General features: G+C 73.9%; 17 protein-coding genes. 12 read left to right on the forward strand and 5 right to left on the reverse strand.

Annotation, left to right across the window (positions count from 1 at the left end; genetic code table 11):
• Positions 1-11: 11 nt before the first annotated feature.
• The gene (locus tag OHT74_RS34880) at positions 12-707 is read right to left on the reverse strand and encodes a formylglycine-generating enzyme family protein (protein ID WP_328622413.1); all 696 of its coding nucleotides are present in this window, start codon (positions 705-707) and stop codon (positions 12-14) included.
• 142 nt (positions 708-849) lie between these two features.
• Between OHT74_RS34880 and OHT74_RS34885 the strand changes: the two genes are divergently transcribed.
• The 3 genes from OHT74_RS34885 (at position 850) to OHT74_RS34895 (ending at position 4,490) form a co-directional block, all read left to right on the forward strand.
• The gene (locus OHT74_RS34885) at positions 850-2,175 is read left to right on the forward strand and encodes a cytochrome P450 (protein ID WP_328622414.1); all 1,326 of its coding nucleotides are present in this window, start codon (positions 850-852) and stop codon (positions 2,173-2,175) included.
• A gap of 73 nt (positions 2,176-2,248) precedes the next feature.
• Positions 2,249-2,863, forward strand: a complete 615-nt coding sequence (locus OHT74_RS34890; protein ID WP_328622415.1) for a TetR/AcrR family transcriptional regulator — start codon at positions 2,249-2,251, stop codon at positions 2,861-2,863.
• Positions 2,847-4,490 (forward strand): isovaleryl-CoA dehydrogenase, encoded by a 1,644-nt coding sequence (locus OHT74_RS34895; protein ID WP_328622416.1) that lies wholly within the window; start codon positions 2,847-2,849, stop codon positions 4,488-4,490. The genes OHT74_RS34890 and OHT74_RS34895 overlap by 17 nt, the downstream gene beginning before the upstream one ends.
• Positions 4,491-4,613: 123 nt before the next feature.
• Here the strand turns inward: OHT74_RS34895 and OHT74_RS34900 are convergent, their stop codons facing one another.
• Positions 4,614-5,135: a DUF3995 domain-containing protein gene (locus OHT74_RS34900; protein ID WP_266670242.1), complete on the reverse strand. Its 522-nt coding sequence runs from the start codon at positions 5,133-5,135 to the stop codon at positions 4,614-4,616.
• Between the two features lie 66 nt (positions 5,136-5,201).
• On the opposite strand from OHT74_RS34900, the gene OHT74_RS34905 reads away from it, so the two are divergent.
• Entirely contained in the window at positions 5,202-5,792 is a 591-nt protein-coding gene (locus OHT74_RS34905; protein ID WP_328622417.1) for a TetR/AcrR family transcriptional regulator, read from the forward strand.
• A gap of 222 nt (positions 5,793-6,014) precedes the next feature.
• On the opposite strand, the gene OHT74_RS34910 is transcribed toward OHT74_RS34905, so the two are convergent.
• Entirely contained in the window at positions 6,015-6,602 is a 588-nt protein-coding gene (locus OHT74_RS34910) for a TetR family transcriptional regulator (protein WP_266670246.1), read from the reverse strand.
• A 98-nt stretch (positions 6,603-6,700) separates the two neighbouring features.
• Here OHT74_RS34910 and OHT74_RS34915 point away from each other — a divergent pair, with 98 nt between their 5' ends.
• Complete coding sequence (locus tag OHT74_RS34915) at positions 6,701-7,684, forward strand: aldo/keto reductase (RefSeq protein ID WP_267001635.1); 984 nt, start codon at positions 6,701-6,703, stop codon at positions 7,682-7,684.
• A gap of 155 nt (positions 7,685-7,839) precedes the next feature.
• Positions 7,840-8,991: a S8 family peptidase gene (locus tag OHT74_RS34920; protein ID WP_328622418.1), complete on the forward strand. Its 1,152-nt coding sequence runs from the start codon at positions 7,840-7,842 to the stop codon at positions 8,989-8,991.
• A 21-nt stretch (positions 8,992-9,012) separates the two neighbouring features.
• On the opposite strand, the gene OHT74_RS34925 is transcribed toward OHT74_RS34920, so the two are convergent.
• The gene (locus tag OHT74_RS34925; protein ID WP_328622419.1) at positions 9,013-10,428 is read right to left on the reverse strand and encodes an amidase; all 1,416 of its coding nucleotides are present in this window, start codon (positions 10,426-10,428) and stop codon (positions 9,013-9,015) included.
• Between the two features lie 124 nt (positions 10,429-10,552).
• Here OHT74_RS34925 and OHT74_RS34930 point away from each other — a divergent pair, with 124 nt between their 5' ends.
• Both OHT74_RS34930 and OHT74_RS34935 read left to right on the forward strand, forming a co-directional pair.
• On the forward strand, positions 10,553-11,155 hold the full coding sequence (locus OHT74_RS34930; protein WP_267001641.1) for a TetR/AcrR family transcriptional regulator: 603 nt from the start codon (positions 10,553-10,555) through the stop codon (positions 11,153-11,155).
• Positions 11,156-11,229: 74 nt separating this feature from the next.
• A complete protein-coding gene (locus tag OHT74_RS34935; protein ID WP_266670255.1) occupies positions 11,230-11,517 on the forward strand; it encodes a DUF6225 family protein in 288 nt (95 codons plus the stop codon).
• On the opposite strand, the gene OHT74_RS34940 is transcribed toward OHT74_RS34935, so the two are convergent.
• Positions 11,465-12,379, reverse strand: a complete 915-nt coding sequence (locus OHT74_RS34940; RefSeq protein WP_328622420.1) for an alpha/beta fold hydrolase — start codon at positions 12,377-12,379, stop codon at positions 11,465-11,467. The two genes, OHT74_RS34935 and OHT74_RS34940, sit on opposite strands and share 53 nt — an antisense overlap.
• 84 nt (positions 12,380-12,463) lie before the next feature.
• Here OHT74_RS34940 and OHT74_RS34945 point away from each other — a divergent pair, with 84 nt between their 5' ends.
• The 4 genes from OHT74_RS34945 (at position 12,464) to OHT74_RS34960 (ending at position 16,878) form a co-directional block, all read left to right on the forward strand.
• Positions 12,464-12,916 (forward strand): MarR family transcriptional regulator, encoded by a 453-nt coding sequence (locus OHT74_RS34945; RefSeq protein ID WP_443047750.1) that lies wholly within the window; start codon positions 12,464-12,466, stop codon positions 12,914-12,916.
• A 39-nt stretch (positions 12,917-12,955) separates the two neighbouring features.
• Positions 12,956-13,129, forward strand: a complete 174-nt coding sequence (locus OHT74_RS34950) for a hypothetical protein (protein ID WP_266670259.1) — start codon at positions 12,956-12,958, stop codon at positions 13,127-13,129.
• Between the two features lie 44 nt (positions 13,130-13,173).
• A complete protein-coding gene (locus OHT74_RS34955) occupies positions 13,174-14,793 on the forward strand; it encodes a glutamate synthase subunit beta (protein WP_328622422.1) in 1,620 nt (539 codons plus the stop codon).
• A 69-nt stretch (positions 14,794-14,862) separates the two neighbouring features.
• Positions 14,863-16,878, forward strand: coding sequence for a prolyl oligopeptidase family serine peptidase (locus OHT74_RS34960; RefSeq protein ID WP_266670263.1), 2,016 nt, complete (start codon positions 14,863-14,865; stop codon positions 16,876-16,878).
• Positions 16,879-16,976 lie beyond the last annotated feature (98 nt).

The following is a 16,976-nucleotide window of genomic DNA, read 5'->3' on the forward strand; positions in this document are numbered from 1 at the left end:
ACAGGGGCGGATCAGCCGGTGACGGAGCGGGCGAGGCGGAAGCCCACGTCGTCCACCCGGAACGTCGGATGGCTGCGCCGGCGGGCGGAGGCCCGGCAGCTCCAGTGCTCGTCGAACCAGCCGCCGCCGCGCAGCACCCGGTAACTGCCGTAGACCTCGGCGTCGTAGACGTCCCAGCACCAGTCCCAGACGTTGCCGAGCATGTCGTACAGGCCCCACGGGTTGGGCTGTTTGCCGCCCACGGCGTGGATGCGCTCGTCCGAGTTGCCGCGGTACCAGGCGATGTCGTCGAGTGCTCCGTACCGGGGCCCGCTCGTACCGGCCCGGCAGGCGTGCTCCCACTCGGCCTCGGTCGGCAGCCGGTACCCGTCGGCGGAGGTGTCCCAGTCGATGCCGTCGCCGTCGCCGTCGCCGTCGATTTCGGCGTCGAGGCGGTACGCCGGGGCCAGTCCGTCGCGCTCGGACAGGGCGTTGCAGAACCGCACCGCGTCCCACCAGGACACGCCCTCGACGGGCAGCCGGTCCCCCTGGGCGCTGCCCGGCCGCAGGCCGGTGACCTCGGCGTACAGCGCCTGCGTGACCGGGACGGCCGCCAGCTCGTAGGCCGCGAGCTCGACGGACCAGCTGCGCCGGGTCCGCCGGTCCGACAGCGTCACCTGCCCGGGCGCAATGGCCGTCAACTCGTGTCCTGCACCACCGGTGTTCATGGGCAGGTGATCTTACCGGCCGTCGCCCGGCGTCGAGCCCCACGCCGAGGCGGGCTGTCACGGGACGCGTCAGCTCCCGTACAGTCCGTGATGCCCAAGCTCGTCAGGGACGCAGGACCAGCGGTCGAACAGGAGAAGACCCGTGGCCACCGAAGCCGGCTTCGACCCCCGCCCGCACGCCTCCCGAACGGGTCGACCGGTCCCCGAGCTCGATTCCGGCCTCGTGGAGCGGTGGCGCTCCGACCGGGCCGAACTGGTCGATCTGCTGACCGTGGTGCGCGAACGGCTCGGCGGCGTCGCCGCGTTCCGCCTCGGGCCGAACCCCACCGTCCTGGTCACCGATCCCCGAGCAGTCCAGCACGTGCTGGCCCTGCACCCGGACCGGTACGTCAAGCGCTCCCACCGTGCCCGCCTGCTGATCGGCGACGGCGTACTCGCCGCCACCGGCGAAGCCTGGAAGAGCCAACGGCGGCTGCTGCAATCCCAGTTCACTGGCACCGGCATGCGCCGCTACGAGCAGCGCATCACGGATGCCGCCCGGGTCACCGCCGAGCGCTGGGCCGGGTACGCCCGGACCGGGCAGCCGCTCGACGTCGGCCGGGAGATGCGCAGCTTCGCCCTGGACACCATCTGGCGCTCCCTCACCGGACACCCCCTCGACGCCGCCACCGAGCATGAACTGAACTCCGTGGCCACCGTGGTGGCCGCCCTGCCGACACTGCCGGCCGACACCGGCGACGCCCGGGACGCCGTCGCCGCCGACCTCGCCAGGATCGACGCCGTCGCGCACCACGCCATCGAGGCCGCCCGCGGCGGCGAAGCCGGGCCCGACGGCCCGGGCCTCCTGCACATCCTGCTCGGTGCGGCGGCCGAGCGCCCCGAGTACACCGACCGCCTGATCCGCGACGAGCTGATCACGCTGCTCGTCGCCGGCCACGAGACCACCGCCACCACCCTGACCTGGCTCTACCTGCTTCTCGACCGCCACCCCGCGGCTCGCGAACAGGCCCTCGCCGCAGGCGCCCCGGGTTCGGTGGAACGCCGCCGCGCCGTCCAGGCCCTGGTGCACGAGACGCTCCGGCTGTACCCGTCCGCCTGGATCCTGCCCCGGTACGCCACCGAGGCCGACAGCTTGGCCGGCTACGCCGTCGAAGCGGGCTCCGACGTGGTGGTCTGCCCGTACCTCACGCACCGCGACCCCGAACTGTGGCCGGACCCCGAGGACTTCGACCCCCGGCGCTTCACCGCTCCCGACGGCCGGCCCACCCACCCGGGCTCGTACCTCCCCTTCGGCATCGGCCCCCGCGCCTGCCTCGGCCTGCAGTTCGCCCTCCGCGAGTCGACGGTCCTCCTCGAGCACCTGCTGCCCGCCCACACCCCGACCTTCCACTCCGTCCCCACCAAGGCCGCGTACAGCATCACCGTCCGCCCGGACGGGCCCACCCCGGCGACCCTCACCTCCCGGTAGGGGGGGGCAGGAGCCCGTTTCCGCCCCCGTCCAGGTCTGGCGTGAAGCAATGAATCGGTGCTTCAATCCTTCCATGCCCTACCGTCGCCCCCCAGCCGTACAGGCCCGCCTCGACGCCCGGCGCGACCGGGTGCTGGAGGCCGCCGTTCTCCTCCTCTCCCGTGAGGGCTACAGCGGCTGCTCGGTCGCCGCGATCGCGGCCGAAGCCGGAATCTCCACCGGCAGCGTGTACCAGTCGTTCTCCGGCAAGTCGGAGCTGGCCGCCGCCCTCTTCCGGACCCTGGTGGCGCGTGAGCTGGAAGCGGTCGCCGCCGCGACGGACCGCCCGGGCGGCGCGGCGCAGCGGGTGGCCGCCGCCGTCGAGACGTTCGCGTACCGCGCACTGCAGGCGCCGCGCCGGGCCTTCGCCCTGCTCGCGGAGCCCGCCGACCCCGCCGTGGACACCGAACGCCTCGTCTTCCGCCGGGCGTTCCGCGACGTGTATGCGGAACAGATCGCCGCGGGAGTGAGTTCCGGAGAACTACCGCCGCAATCACCCGAGTTGACGGCTGCCGCGCTCGTCGGCGCGATCGCCGAAGCACTCGTCGGCCCGCTGGCCGACGGGGACGCGGCCCCGGGGGACGTCATCCCCGGCCTGATCACCTTCACCCTGCGTGCCCTTGGAGGACACGATGCCGCAGACGCATGAGGTCACCAACCAGGTGCCCCCGCACCACGGTTACGATGCGGCCGCCGACCCCGCCCTGCTGGAGGCGGTCGCCCGCGAGGGCGCCGCATGGGCGATACCCGAGATCCACCGCCTCGGCGCCCTCGCCGGTTCCGAACAGGCCGCGGAATGGGGCCGCGTGGTCAACGAGAACCCGCCGGTGCTGCGCACCCACGACCGCTACGGCCACCGCATCGACGAGGTGGAGTTCCACCCGTACTGGCACGAGCTGATGCGCACCGCCGTCTCCCACGGGCTGCACGCCGCGCCCTGGACGGACGACCGGGCCGGAGCGCATGTCGCGCGGGCCGCGAAGTTCCTCGTCTGGGGCCAGGTCGAGGCGGGCCACTCCTGCCCGGTGTCCATGACGTACGCCGCGGTGCCCGCGCTGCGCGCCACCCCGGACCTCGCCGGGTGGCTGGAGCCGCTGCTCGCCTCCCGCACGTACGATTTCGGACTCCGCCGGCCGGACACCAAGCAGGGCCTGATCGCGGGCATGTCGATGACCGAGAAGCAGGGCGGCTCCGACGTACGCGCCAACACCACGACGGCGGTCCCGGCCCCGGACGGCACCTACCGGCTGACCGGGCACAAGTGGTTCACCTCCGCGCCCATGTCGGACGTCTTCCTGACGCTGGCTCAGGCCCCGGGCGGGCTCTCCTGCTTCCTGCTGCCGCGCGTACTGCCGGACGGCACGCGCAACCGTCTGCTGCTCCAGCGCCTCAAGGACAAGCTCGGCAACCGGTCCAACGCCTCCGCCGAGATCGAGTACGACGAGGCCTTCGGCTGGCTGGTGGGGGAGGAGGGGCGCGGCGTCGCGACCATCATCGAGATGGTCAACATGACCCGCCTCGACTGCGTGCTCGGCGGGGCGTCCGGCATGCGGCTCGGAGTCATCCGCGCCGTCCACCACGCCACCCACCGGCGGGCGTTCGGCAAGGCGCTGATCGACCAGCCCCTGATGCGCAACGTCCTCGCGGACCTCGCCCTCGAATCCGAGGCGGCGACCGCCGTCGCCCTGCGCCTCGCGGGCGCCACGGACCGGGTCGCCCAGGGCAACCAGGACGAGGCGCTGCTGCGCCGGCTGGGGCTGGCCGTCACCAAGTACTGGGTCTGCAAGCGCGCCCCCGGGCATGCCGCCGAAGCCCTCGAATGCCTCGGCGGCAACGGCTACATCGAGGAATCCGGCATGCCGCGGCTCTACCGGGAGGCCCCGCTGTCGTCGATCTGGGAGGGCTCCGGGAACGTCGCCGCCCTGGACTCGCTGCGGGCCATGGCCCGGCAGCCCGAGACCGTCGAGGCCTTCTTCGAGGAGGTCGGCCGGGCGGCGGGCGCCGACCGGCATCTGGATGCGGCGGTGGCCGGCCTCCAGAAGCAGCTGGCCGACCCCGCCGAAGCCGAGTACCGGGCCCGGCAGGTCACGGAGACGATGGCCCTGGCCTTCCAGGCCTCGCTGCTGCTGCGCCACGCCCCGGGCGCGGTCGCCGAGGCCTTCTGCGCCTCCCGCCTGGGCGGCGAGCACGGCGGCGCGTACGGCACCCTGCCGACGGGCGTGGACACGGAGGCCATCCTGGCCCGGGTCCGGACCGCGGCCGCAACGGCCGCCTGATCCAGGTGCGCTGACCGGCGCTGCCGCATGGGCTGCGGCCGGTCCCTGCCGCACGAGGCAGGCCCCGCCGCAGCCGGTTCGCGGCCCGGTCCGCAGCCCGTTCGCGGCGGGGCCTGCCTCCCGTCAGGTGCGGTGGCGCCGGGTGTGCAGGGCCACGTACCCCGTGAGCCCGCCCAGTGCCACGCACAGCGGGGAGTACAGCAGCAGGTCCCAGTGGCGGAACTCGGGCGGCGCGGATCCCAGGCCGAGCCCCGAAGCCGCCAGACCGCCGAGCCCGCGTGCCGCCAGTACTCCGGACACCGCCCACAGCCCGGCCCGTACCGGCCGGGACCGGCCGAACCGGCTCGCCGGCCGGGCGCCGGTCACCACCAGCCCGGCGGCGGCGCCCAGCAGGCCCGCCACGGCGAACGTCAGCGGCCCGGACGGCAGCTGCGCCTCCTCCACGCCGACCACCACGGCCGCGAATTCGGCCCGGGAGTCCAGCGGCCACGGGGAGAACACCCACACCGCGTGCAGGGCCCCCGCCGCGAGCAGCCCCCCGGCCGCGGCCGCCGCCGCAGCGCGCACCGCGGCGCCCGGCCGCTCCGTACGGACCTCGGCGGCCCCGTTTTCCGCTGCACCGGCACCCCTGCTCATGGCGCTCATCCCGCTACCCCTCTCCCCAGTTCCGTACACCTCTGTATGGATGTTCCGTACAGTACTGTACGGAACATGGCCAAGGGGAGAGTCACCAAGGACGACTGGACGATGGCGGCGCTGCGCGCGCTGGCCCGGGGCGGGCTGTCTGCGGTGGCGGTGGACGTACTGGCCCGCGAACTCGCGGTCTCGCGCGGCAGTTTCTACTGGCACTTCGAGAACCGGGAGGCTCTGCTCGTGGCGGCCCTGGAGGCGTGGGAGCGGCACGCCACCGCGGAGGTCATCACCACTGTCCGGCAGGAGGAGGATCCGTGGGTGCGGGCGCGGGCGCTGTTCGCGGTCGCGCTGGGCACCGAGGAGATCGCCGGGCTGGAACCGGCCCTCGTCGCGCACACCGCCCACCCGGCGGTCGCCGAAGTCGTCGCCAGGGTCACCCGGACCCGGCTCGACTTCCTGGCCGAGGTCTTCGGGGGACTGGGCTTCGGAGCGCAGGAGTCCCGCCATCGCGCCCTCGCCGGGTACGCCGCCTACCTGGGCTGGCTGGAACTACGCCGGACCGCCCCCGACACGGCCCCCGAGGCGCTGCCGGAAGCCCCGGGCGCGGAGGCGGCCCTGGACCACCTGATCGGCATGATCCTGACGCCGCCGCAGGTGCCGACCTCGTAGGCGCCCGACAGCTTCCCGCCGCCGGCGCCGCCGGGTGTGCGCGGCGTTCCCGTACCCGCTAAGGGCTGTCCCGTAATCCCTGGCGGGCGCGCGACGTCGGCTACGGCGCCTCGCCGCGTTGTCGCAGCGCCCGCATACGCCCAGTATGAGGACGCTCCTCCGCCTTGCGATGCACCGCATCCGACGCCGCGCGCTGATCCACCAGGGATTACGGGACGGCCCTTAGGCCGGGTCCCGCGGCGGCGCCGTGAGGCGGCGTACGGCCTCGACCACCGCCGCGCGGTGCCGGGCCAGCCGTTCCGGCGCCCAGCCGGTGCCCGAGCCGCCCGCAGCCGGCCCGCCCACCGCGCCGAACCAGGCCTGAGACAGGCCCATCACGAGCGTGAGGACGTCGGCGGGGTCCAGCGCGGCGTCGACGCGCCCCGCCTGCTGCGCCTCCTCCACCACCGCGATCTTGCCGCGGTAGGACTCCGCCTCCGTGTCCGTGACGCCGGGCCGCTCCAGCTGCTTCCACACCACGAGCCGCATCAGGGACGGCTGCGCCACGAGGTGGTCGAAGACGGCGCCCGCGTACCCCGGCAGGTCGTCGGCGCTGAACGGGACGGACTCCGAACCCGTCTCCAGCGCGCGTCGCAGCACGGCGTCGAAGAGCTGCTCCTTGTTCCCGTAGTAGACGTAGATGAGCCGCTTGTTCGCCTGCGCGGCTTCGGCGATGCGGTCGACCCGCGCGCCGGCGATGCCGTACGCGGCGAATTCGGAGAAGGCCGCGTCGAGCAGGCGTGCCTTGGTCGCGCTGGAATCCCGTGCCATGGGGCGAAGCCTAGCAAGTAACTATCTGGTTATTGACATGCGGCGCGAGCCGGGTACATAGTCAATCTATCCAGTTAGTTACTTACGGAGGAAGCACCATGGAAATTCGCGCACTGGGCGGTCAGGGACTCGAGGTCGGCGCCGAAGGCCTCGGCCTGATGGGCATGAGCGCCCACTACGGAGCCACCGACGAGACCGAGTCCCTGGCCACCATCGACCGCGCGCTGGAGCTGGGCGTCACCCTGCTCGACACCGCCGAGGGCTACGGACCCTTCCTGAACGAACAGCTCCTCGGCAAGGCGCTCGCCGGCCGCCGCGACGCCGCCGTGATCGCCACGAAGACGGGAGTCGAGTTCACCGACGAGGGTGCGCTGCGCGGCCACAACGGGACCCCCGAGTACATCCGCCGCTCGGCCGACCGCTCTCTGCGCCACCTCGGTACGGACCACATCGACCTGTACTACCTGCACCGCGTCGACCCGAACGTCCCGATCGAGGAGAGCGTCGGGGCCATGGCCGAGCTGGTCACCGCCGGCAAGGTCCGCCACATCGGCCTGTGCGAGGCCGCGCCCGCCACCATCGCCCGCGCCCACGCCGTGCACCCGCTGGCCGCCGTACAGACCGAGTACAGCCTCTTCGAGCGCGGCATCGAACATGACGGCGTCCTCGACACCCTGCGCGATCTCGGCATCGGGCTCGTCGCGTACTCGCCGCTCGGCCGGGGCTTCCTGTCGGGCGCGATCACCACCCCGGACGATTTCGCGGCGGACGACTTCCGCCGTACGGACCCCCGCTTCCTGGGCGAGAACTTCGACCGCAACCTGGCCGTCGTCGACCAGGTCCGCCGGCTCGCCGCGGAAAAGGGAGTCACCCCCTCGCAGCTGGCCCTGGCCTGGACCCTGCGCCAGGGCGCGGTGCCGATCCCGGGCACGAAGCGCCGCCGCTACCTGGAGGAGAACATCGCCGCCACCGCGGTGACGATCACCGACGCAGACCTGGCAGCCATCGACGCGGTTGCCCCGCACGGGGTCGTCTCGGGCGACCGCTACGCCCCGGAGCTGATGAAGACCCTGAACGGGTGAACGTGCGGGGCCGGAGCCCCGGGCTGCTGCCGCTGCGGGCCCCCGGGGCGGCCCGGGACTGCTGAAACGGAATCGCGCCGGGTGGAAACCGGTGGGGGTGGGGCCGGCGTCTCCGTCCTTGGCGGCGTGGTGCCGCGCGGGGACAGGGGTGGGTCATGGGACGCGGGCGCAGCAGCAGGGCGATGCTCGGAGCAGTCGTGGCACTGGCGGCGCTGGGGGTTTCGGCGTGTTCCCCGGAGGAGGTGCCCGGGCCCGGTGGCGGTGCGGGAGCCGGCGGCGCATCGCCGTCCGTCGCGGCGTCCGGTGCGCCGCTGCCCACCGGCGTTCCGACGGGCAGCCCCCGGCCGTCCGGTGCGCCGTCGGGTGCGCCGTCCGGATCGGCAGCGGCGAAGCCCGTCGTCCGCACCGGAGTTCCGTGGAACCTCGACCGCCTCGACCAGCGCACCCGTCCGCTCGACGGGAAGTTCACCTCGCGCGCCGACGGCAGCGGCGTGCACGTCTACGTGATCGACACCGGACTCGAGGTCAAGCACGCGGAGTTCGGCGGCCGCGCGGCCCTCGGCGCCGACTTCGTCGGGGATCCGGACGCCGGTGACTGCTTCGACGGCGGCGGACTGGGCCACGGCACGTTCGTCGCGGGCATCATCGGCGCCGCCACGTACGGCGTCGCCCCGAAGGCGGGCATCGTGCGCGTCCAGGGCATCGCCTGCGAGGAAGGCAGCGGCCCGCACACCAAGGACGTATCCCCGAGCACGGGCACCGCGCCGGAGGACTCCGTCGTCAAGGCCGTGGAATGGGTGACCGCCCACGCCCAGCGACCGGCCGTGGTGAACATGTCCCTCAACCTCAAGAACCGTTCCACGGCCGTCGACACCGCCGTTCAGCACATGGTCGAAGCGGGGATCACCACGGTCGTCGCCGCCGGCAACTTCAACGACGACGCCTGCGGCCACTCCCCGGCCGGCGCCCACGGCGCGATCGTCGTGGCCGCCGCCACCGCCGACGACCGGCACTGGACCGACGGGGACGGATTCGGCTCCGGGTACGGCCGCTGCGTGGACCTCTACGCCCCCGCCGAGAAGATCACCTCCGCGCTCGCGGGCGGCTCCACCGCCACCAGCGACGACGCCGCCACCTCGTGGGCCGCCCCGCACGTCACCGGCGTCGCCGCCCTCTACCTCTGCGCACACCCCACCGCGACGCCCGCCCAGGTCCGCACCTGGCTCACCGAGCAGGCCGTGCGCGACGTCCTGACCGGTGTCCCGGCCGGGACCCCGAACCGGCTGCTCCACACCGGAGGCCTCTGACGCCCCGGGCCGGGACCGGCATCACCCGCGCGGGTCCACGGGTGTGAGGACCCCGAGCCGGTCCTCGACCGCCTGCGCGGCGTCCAGGCACAGGTCCTCCCGGAACGCGCGCCCGACGATCTGGACCCCGCACGGCAGCCCGTCGGCCACCCCCGTGGGTACGGCCACCGCCGGCACGCCCACGAAGCTGGTCACACTGCACAGGCGCATGCCCGCCGCCACCCGGTCGCGGCCCGCCCTGTCGCGCGATTCCAGCCCCGGCTCGACCGGCGGCTCGGTGAACACGGGCCCGAGCAACAGCGGGTACTCGTCCAGGAATTCGGCCCATGATCGGCGGATGTTCAGCCAGCTTCCCATCAGCTTCACCAGCTCGTCCGCGCTCGCGGGCGGGGTCCGCTCCATCGCCATCGCGATGTACCGGTCCCCGCCCGGCCCGAGCAGCGTGCGCACCACCGGCCAGCTCGGGGCGAACTCGGTCACGGTGATCCGGCCGTAGGCCTCGAGCGCCTCGGCCATGCGCGGTACGTCCGCCACCTCGCGCACGTCGTACCCGGCGTCCCGCAGCGCGCCGGCAGCGGCCTCCACGGCCCCGCGCACCGCCGGGTCGACGCCCTGCCCGCCGGGGTCCGCCACCACGGCGACCTTCACCGGCCCGGGCAGCGGTTCCCCGTAGAGCGGCACCGGTACGGCCCGCGGATCGCGCGGATCGGTCCCGGCCAGTACCTCGTACGCCAGCCGCAGGTCGCCCACCGACCGCGCCAGCGGTCCGTCGGTGACGAGCATCTGGGACGCCGGGCCGGGGTCGTCCGGGCCGAGTACGCGGTGGTCCGCCGGGAACCGGCCAGTGGACGGCTTCAGCCCCGCCACACCGCAGAACTGGGCCGGGATGCGCACCGATCCGCCCGAGTCGTTGCCCAGTCCGAGCGCCGCCATGCCCGTGGCGACGGCCACCGCATCGCCCCCGCTGCTGCCGCCCGGGGTCCGGCTGCGGTCCCACGGGTTGACCGTGTCGCCGAACAGCTCGCTGCGGGTGTGCATCCCGGCCAGGATCAGGGTCGGTACGTTGCTGTGCCCGATGGGGATGGCTCCCGCCGCGCGCAGCCGTGCCACCGGGGGAGCGTCGGCCGGGGCCACCAGATCGCGGAAGCGCTCCACACCGAAGGTGGTCGGCACGCCTTCGACGGCGGTGGTCTCCTTCACCGTGAACGGCACACCCGCGAGCGGCCCCAGCACCGCACCTGCGGCCCGCAGCCGGTCGGTGTGCGCCGCAGCCGCGCGTGCGCGCTCCGCCAAGAGCTGAGTGACCGCGTTCACCTGCGGGTTGACCTCCGCGATGCGCGCCAGGTGGCTGTCGACCAGCTCCACGGCCGACACGTCCGCGCGGCGCACCGCCTCCGCCTGCGCGGCGGCCGACATCTGCCACAAGAGATCCAGCATGGTGCGAATCCTCTCCCCTCCACGTTCCGATGCAGTTGCATCGGAACAATAACCCGCGAACCGATGCGACCGCATCGAATAAAGTCGCCCGTACGAGAGAGAAGCGGGTGGGAGGAGACCGGGCATGCCCAGGCAGGTGGACCACGACGGCCGACGCCGCCTCATCGCCGAGGCCGTCTGCAGCCTCGCCGACGAGAGCGGGCTCGAAGGCGTGACCCTGCGCGATGTCGCCGCGCGGGCGCAGGTGTCGATGGGCGCCGTGCAGCGGTGCTTCCGCACCAAGGACGAGATGCTCGTCTTCGCCCTCGGGTACGTCGGCGAGCGCATCGGCGAGCGCGTACGGGCCCGGCTCGTCAGGAGCCCGGCCCAGTCGGCCGGCACCGCCCTGGGCCATGCGGCCACCGAGATCTCGCTGCTGCGGGAGGAGCACCGGGCCGAAGCCAGGGTCTGGCTGGCCTTCGTGGCGCAGGCGGCGGTCAGCAAGCCGCTCGCCGGGACGCTGAAGGCGAACTACGCGGCTCTCCAGGAGTCGTTCACGCAACTCATCACGGAAGCGGCAGCAGATGCCGGCCGCGCCGTGCCCCTCGATCCGCAGCGCGAGGCCCGCACCCTCCTCGCTCTCGCGGACGGCCTCACCGCGCACGTCCTCATCGGCCACCTCACCCCGGACGAGGCCCGGGACGTCCTCCACGCGCACCTGGGCAGCCTCTGGACGCACTCCGGGTGACGGTCGTCGCGGATGCGGGAAACCCTCCGGCGCGCCGTGCCCGTGGTGCACCTTTCGCCCTCTAATGTCGCGGCATGGCTGACATGTTCGATCACAATCCGCAGGTGTGGACCGCTGGCCGGCTCCGCGAGGTGCTGGCAGCGCTGCCCGACGAGACGCCGATCCACATCGGTGTCGCGGACGGCCCCGGGGACTTCGAGGGCTACGGGGAGTACGTCCTCGTGGACGCCGAGCCGGTGGAGGTGGACCTCGACGGCGAGGTCGAGGGCGAGGCCGGCCACGGCGGCGAGCAGGGCCCCCGGGTCCAGTTCACCCTGTTCGCCGACGCCGCGGCCGGGGCCTACCACCTCGACCTGGACTGACCCCCGGGCCGGTCCGAGGCCGGTCGGCGGCCGTGAGGAACTCGGAGATCAGGCGGTTCGTCTGCGCCGGCGCTGCCGTGGGCAGTGCGTAGTGGCTGAGGCGCGGGAGCGTCTCGATCCGGGCGTGCGGTAGGGCCTTGCGGGCGCGGGCCGCGACCCTCGCCGGATCGTGGGCGCCGCTGCGGCCCGCGAGCAGGACCAGCAGCGGGGCGGCGAGCGCCCCGGGGTCAGGGCGGCGGCCGACGATCAGCTTGCGGTCCGCGAAACCCGAGGCCGCCAGGGCGAAGAGCCGCTGCCAGTCCGGGTCGGTGTCCGTGCCTGCCGTCTCGCGGTCGAGATACGCGAGCACCCGCGCCGCCGTCGGGCGTACCAGCACGGGCAGTGAGCGCAGCAGGAAACCGGGCCGGTAGCCGGCGAAGCACCGGGTCGGGTCGAGGAGCACCAGCCGGTCGACCCGCTGCGCCGCGTGCAGGGCGTACGTCAGGGCGATCCAGGCACCGTACGAATGGCCCAGCAGGCTGACGCGCCGGATGCCGAGGCCGTCGAGAAGCGCGTCCAGCCAGGCCATCAGGTCGGCGGTGGTGCGCAGCGGGCGGCCCGCGCGCACGCTGCGGCCTGCGTCGCCGAGGATGTCGACGGCGAGCACCCGGTGGTGCGCGCCGAGCGCTGCGGCGTTGGCGAACCACACGGCGCCGGTGGAGCCGCCGCCGTGCAGGAGCAGAAGCGGAGCGGCCTCGGCGGGCCCGTACGCGTGGACGCGGGTCGTGCCGTACGGGGTCGCAACGTCGATCTCGGCGGTGCCGGCCGGCCAGCGGGCGAGCAGCGCCTCGTAAGCGGCGAAGAATTGACGGGATGCGGACAAGGTGGCCCCCTGGGCATCGTCTCGTTGACCAATTATCTCGCTCGGCGAGATACTAGCCGAGTGAGCGATGACGAAACCCCTGCCATGCGGCTGGTCCACCTCCTGCGTGCGGTCACGGTGGAACTCCACCTGCGCGGCGGCGAGTTCGCCGGGCGCAACGGCCTGCACCCGACCGACCTGCGGGCCCTGATCCGGTTGCTCGACGCCGACCGGGCGGGTGAGACCGTCACCCCGGGGCGGCTCGGCGAGGCCCTGAAGCTCAACTCGGCGGGCACCACGGCCCTGCTCGACCGGCTCGAACGGCTGGGCCTGGTCCGCCGCAGTCGCGACGAACGCGACCGGCGCCGGGTGCTGTTGGTGGTGGAGCCGAAGGCGGTAGAGCTCGGCTGGTCCTTCTTCGGCCCACTCATCGGAGGCCTGGTCGATGCGGCCGAGGACTTCACGCCCGCCGAACTGGACGCCGTGCAGCGCTACCTGACCGCGGCCCTGCGTGCTGCGGCGCCCGCCGACGCGGAACAGGGCCCCGCCCTCGGATGAAGACGGCCCGGTGCAGGCACAACCCGGTTTCCGGGTGCCGTGGGCGCTGACAAGGTCCGGGACGACACCGCGTCCTACCGCGGGCTGTTCCCGCACACCCGGCTCGTCGTCCGGCCCGGAGCCGGCCACGCTCCGTGGCTCGACGACCCCGGGCGGTTCCCGGCGGTCACCACGGCATTCCTGGCCACCACAGCAGTCCGGAACCCGGCGTAGCCTGGTCTGACCGCCATATCCGCCTGTGACCAGGGAGGCGGCGTATGACCGACCCGTACGGCTTTCTCCGGACCCCCCGGAACCCCGTCCCGTCGCGCCCCGCGGACCAGCGGCTCGGCGACTGGCGCGAGGTGCACGCCGGGCAGATGCTGCTGCCCGTGGTGTCCGCGCAGGCGAACCGCTGCATGGACTGCGGCGTCCCCTTCTGCCACGGCGGCTGCCCGCTCGGCAACCTCATCCCCGAGTGGAACGCGTACGCCGCGCACGGCGACTGGCGGGCCGCGGCCGAGCGGCTGCACGCCACCAACAACTTCCCCGAGTTCACCGGCCGGCTCTGCCCGGCCCCCTGCGAGGACGCCTGTGTACTGGCGATCAACGCCGACCCGGTGACCATCAAGAACGTCGAGCAGACGATCGCCGACCAGGCCTGGGCGCTCGGGTACACCCCGCCGGCGCCGCCCGGCCGGCTCAGCGGGCAGACCGTCGCCGTCATCGGCTCCGGCCCGGCCGGGCTCGCCACGGCCCAGCAGCTGACCCGGGCCGGGCACACCGTCGTCGTCTACGAGCGGGACGACCGCCTCGGCGGTCTGCTCCGCTACGGCATCCCCGCGTTCAAGATGGAGAAGACGCACCTGGACCGGCGGATCGCCCAGATGCAGGCCGAAGGCACGGTCTTCCGTACGGACGCGGACATCGGCGGCCGGACATCGGCGGCCGAGATACGACGGCGCCATGACGCGGTCGTCGTCGCCGTCGGGGCCGCGGAGCGCCGGGAGCTGGCCGCGCCGGGCCGCGAGCTGCACGGCATCCACCAGGCCATGGACTACCTGACCTGCGCCAACCGGGTCGGCGAGGGCGACCTGGCAGCGCCCGGGATCACGGCCGAGGGCCGGCACGTGGTGATCGTCGGCGGCGGAGACACCGGCTCGGACTGCCTGGGCACCGCCCTGCGGCAGGGAGCGCTGTCGGTGGTCCAGCTCGACATCCGCCCCGAGCCCGGCCCGGAGCGGCCCGACGCCGAGCCCTGGCCGCTGGTGCACCCGCAGGTGTACCGGATCTCCCACGCCCACGAGGAGGCGCGCGGACGTCACGGCACGGATCCCCGGGTCTTCTCCAGCGCGACCATGCACTTCGAGGGCGATGCGGAGGGCCGGGTACGGGCCCTGCACCTGACCGCCGTCGAGCCCACGGCGAGGCGGCCGATGCCGGGCACCGAGCGGGTGCTGGAGGCCGGGCTGGTCCTGCTGGCGCTGGGTTTCTCGGGTCCCGAGCGGGCCTGCGGGCTCGCCGAGCAGCTCGGGCTCACGCGGGACGGCCGGGGCAACTTCGCGCGGGACGCGGATTTCGCGGCCCTCGGCGAGCCGTCGCCGTCGGCCTCGGACGGATCCGCGTCGGCCGGGGCAGCCCCGCACGTCAGGACGCCGCCCTGGGCCCAGGCGCCGGCCCCCGGCGTGCCGCCGGCGTGGGGCAAGCCCCCGGAGCGGCCCTCCCGCCGCCGGCCCGACGGGGTCTTCGTGGCGGGCGACGCCGGGCGCGGCCAGTCCCTGGTGGTGTGGGCCATCGCGGAGGGCCGGGCGGCAGCCGCCGCCGTGGACCGCTACCTCACCGGCTCGACGGCCCTGCCCGCCCCCGTCGGCGCCCACGACCGGCCGCTTTCGGGATGACCGGCCCCGCCGCGGCCCCGCCGGCCCGACGCGGCTCCGGCCGGCCCCGCGGGGCTGCACAATCATGGGGTGACTGTTGAAGATCGTTTCCTGTGGCTGGAAGACGTCGAGGGCGAGGCCGCGCTGGCCTGGGTGGGGGAGCGGAACGCGGAGACCGCCGCCGCGCTCACCGGCGACCCGCGCTTCGAGGCGCTGCGCGCCGAGCTGCGCGAGGCCCTCGACGACGCCGACCGCATCCCGTACACCGTCCGCCGCGCGGCGCACCTCTACAACTTCTGGCGGGACGCGGACCGCCCGAAGGGCGTGTGGCGGCGTACGACGCTGGAGCAGTACCGCAAGGACGACCCTGCCTGGGAGGTGCTCCTCGACATCGACGCCCTCGCCGCGCAGGAGGGCGAGGAGTGGGTGTGGGCCGGCGCCCGGGTGCGCTACCCCGACTACCGGCGGGCGCTGGTCCAGCTGTCCCGGGACGGCTCCGACGCCGTCGTGGTCCGCGAGTTCGACCTCGAGGACCGCGCCTTCGTCGACGGCGGCTTCGAGGTCGCGGAGGCGAAGACCCGGATCGGTTGGATCGACGAGGACACCGTCTTCCTCGGCACCGACTTCGGACCGGGCTCGCTGACCGCCTCCGGCTATCCCCGTACGGTCCGGCGCTGGCGCAGGGGCACCGCCCCGGCGGACGCCGAGCTCGTCTTCGAGGCCGAGGCGGGGGACGTGTCCGCCTCCGGCTGGCACGACGCGACCCCCGGCTACGAGCGCGACTTCGTCTCCCGCTCCACCGACTTCTTCCACGACGAGCTCCACCTCCTCGCCGACGGCGACCGGCTCGTCAGGATCGACGTGCCGGACGACGCCGGGAAGTACGCGTACCGGCAGTGGCTGATCGTCACCCCGAAGACCCCGTGGCTGGAGCACCCGGCCGGCTCGCTCCTCGCCTTCGACTTCGAGGCGTTCCTCGCCGGGGACCGCACCGCGCACGTGCTGTTCGCGCCGGACGAGCGCACCGCGCTGGCCGGGCACAGCTGGACCCGCCACCACCTGATCCTGGAGACGCTGGCCGACGTCGCGACCCGCATCGAGGTCCTCACCCCCGGCCCGGACGGCTGGAGCCGCCGGCCGCTGGCCGACGTGCCGGCGCTGTCCTCGGCGACCGTCACCGACACCGACCCGGACGTCAGCGACGAGTACTTCCTCAACGTCGACGGCTTCCTGCAGCCCTCCACCCTCACGTACGGGCACATCGGCGCCGACACCGAGCCGCTCAAGCAGGCCCCCGCCCGCTTCGACGCCCGCGGCCTGTCGGTCCGGCAGTTCTTCGCGACCTCCGCCGACGGCACGCAGGTCCCGTACTTCGTCGTCGGCCCGGCCGGCCAGGACCGGCCGGGGCCCGCGCTGCTCTACGGGTACGGCGGCTTCCGGGACCAGCAGACCCCGTACTACAGCCCGCTCACCGGCCGCGCCTGGCTCGCCCGCGGCGGTACGTACGCGGTCGCCAACATCCGCGGCGGCTCCGAATACGGCCCCGCGTGGCACCGGGCCGCCCTCGGCGCGAACCGGGTGCGGGCCTTCGAGGACTTCGCGGCCGTCGCCGCCGACCTCACCGCCCGGGGCATCACCACCCCGGAGCAGCTCGGCATCACCGGTGCCAGCAACGGCGGCCTGCTCATGGGCGCCATGCTCGTCGGCCACCCGGAGCTGTTCGGCGCGGTCGTCGCCAAGGTGCCCCTGCTGGACATGCTCCGCTACCACCGGCTGCTCGCCGGGGCGTCCTGGGTCGCCGAGTACGGGGACCCCGACAGCGAGGCCGACCGGCCCCACCTCGAAGCCCTCTCCCCGTACCACAACCTGTCCGCGGACCGGCCGTACCCGCCCCTGCTCCTGATGACCTCGACCCGCGACGACCGCGTCCACCCCGGCCACGCCCGCAAGACGGCCGCCCGGCTGCGGGAACTGGGCCACCGGGTGCTGTTCCACGAGAACACCGGCGGCGGTCACGGCGGAGCCAGCGACAACGAACAGGCCGCCGCCAACCACGCGCTCGCGTACACCTTCCTGTGGCGGCACCTGGGAGCGGGAACGACGTGATGTGACGTGATGTGACGCGGCCCGTGCCCGTGCCCGGGCACGGGAAAATCCGTTGCCCGGGCGCGGGCCCGTCACGCACGATGATCCGCTGTGAGTAC

It is taken from the genome of Streptomyces sp. NBC_00354 (assembly GCF_036106915.1).
In the GTDB taxonomy this organism is placed as follows: domain Bacteria; phylum Actinomycetota; class Actinomycetes; order Streptomycetales; family Streptomycetaceae; genus Streptomyces.

Bases quoted from the DNA above. Each gene is read 5' to 3' on its own strand.
- OHT74_RS34880 (WP_328622413.1), bottom strand. From the start codon at position 707: ATGAACACCGGTGGTGCAGGACACGAGTTGACGGCCATTGCGCCCGGG.
- OHT74_RS34890 (WP_328622415.1), top strand. From the start codon at position 2,249: ATGCCCTACCGTCGCCCCCCAGCCGTACAGGCCCGCCTCGACGCCCGG.
- OHT74_RS34895 (WP_328622416.1), top strand. From the start codon at position 2,847: ATGCCGCAGACGCATGAGGTCACCAACCAGGTGCCCCCGCACCACGGT.
- OHT74_RS34900 (WP_266670242.1), bottom strand. From the start codon at position 5,135: ATGAGCGCCATGAGCAGGGGTGCCGGTGCAGCGGAAAACGGGGCCGCC.
- OHT74_RS34905 (WP_328622417.1), top strand. From the start codon at position 5,202: ATGGCCAAGGGGAGAGTCACCAAGGACGACTGGACGATGGCGGCGCTG.
- OHT74_RS34910 (WP_266670246.1), bottom strand. From the start codon at position 6,602: ATGGCACGGGATTCCAGCGCGACCAAGGCACGCCTGCTCGACGCGGCC.
- OHT74_RS34915 (WP_267001635.1), top strand. From the start codon at position 6,701: ATGGAAATTCGCGCACTGGGCGGTCAGGGACTCGAGGTCGGCGCCGAA.
- OHT74_RS34920 (WP_328622418.1), top strand. From the start codon at position 7,840: ATGGGACGCGGGCGCAGCAGCAGGGCGATGCTCGGAGCAGTCGTGGCA.
- OHT74_RS34925 (WP_328622419.1), bottom strand. From the start codon at position 10,428: ATGCTGGATCTCTTGTGGCAGATGTCGGCCGCCGCGCAGGCGGAGGCG.
- OHT74_RS34930 (WP_267001641.1), top strand. From the start codon at position 10,553: ATGCCCAGGCAGGTGGACCACGACGGCCGACGCCGCCTCATCGCCGAG.
- OHT74_RS34935 (WP_266670255.1), top strand. From the start codon at position 11,230: ATGGCTGACATGTTCGATCACAATCCGCAGGTGTGGACCGCTGGCCGG.
- OHT74_RS34945 (WP_443047750.1), top strand. From the start codon at position 12,464: ATGCGGCTGGTCCACCTCCTGCGTGCGGTCACGGTGGAACTCCACCTG.
- OHT74_RS34955 (WP_328622422.1), top strand. From the start codon at position 13,174: ATGACCGACCCGTACGGCTTTCTCCGGACCCCCCGGAACCCCGTCCCG.